This is a genomic window from Schleiferilactobacillus perolens DSM 12744 (genome assembly GCF_001435585.1).
Lineage (GTDB): Bacteria > Bacillota > Bacilli > Lactobacillales > Lactobacillaceae > Schleiferilactobacillus > Schleiferilactobacillus perolens.
This window is the reverse complement of record NZ_AZEC01000064.1, coordinates 1-588: the sequence shown is the minus strand read 5'-3', so window position 1 is coordinate 588 and position 588 is coordinate 1. Positions and strand designations below refer to the sequence as shown.

At 47.1% G+C, this 588-nt stretch carries 1 protein-coding gene; it reads right to left on the bottom strand.

Annotation, left to right across the window (positions count from 1 at the left end):
• Positions 1–588, bottom strand: a 588-nt coding sequence (locus tag FD09_RS15630; RefSeq protein ID WP_157053870.1) for an IS30 family transposase, incomplete at both ends; no start/stop codon positions are given.

The window sequence follows — 588 nt, the reverse complement described above, 5'->3', positions numbered from 1 at the left end:
CTTCAATGGCTTGGCCTTTGGGAATAAAGCGCCGCAAAACTCGGTTACGGTTCTCATTACTGCCTCTTTCATGCGGTGAATAGGCATGGGCAAAATAAACCTGTGTACCAGTTCGCCGTTCAATTGTCTGATAGTTAGCGAACTCTTTACCATGATCTACGGTAAGCGTCTTGAGCTTGTCTTGAAGTTGACTAGCTAGTTCAAGTACGGCTTGAGTCATGGACTGACTGTCGCGACCATGGAGCCGTTTAACAATTGTCAGGCGACTCTTACGCTCCACAAAAGTAGCCTCAGCTTGACCTTTACGTTTACCAGAAAGTACGGTATCAGCTTCAAAGTGGCCGAATTCCTGGCGAGTTTCGACTTTATGAGGACGCTCCTCAATGGAGCGGCCGTGATTGAACGTACCACGCTTTTCTTTAGCACGATGACGACGAATTCCATGATCAGGCAAATCGGGCAACTGTATATCAAGCCATCCTTGATCAATCCAGTTATAGACCGTCTTGTAGGCAATCCCCACCACATGGGCAACTTGTTCAGGGGACCACTTCTGGACTTGAATCTTTTCCTCGATCAAGTGTTTAA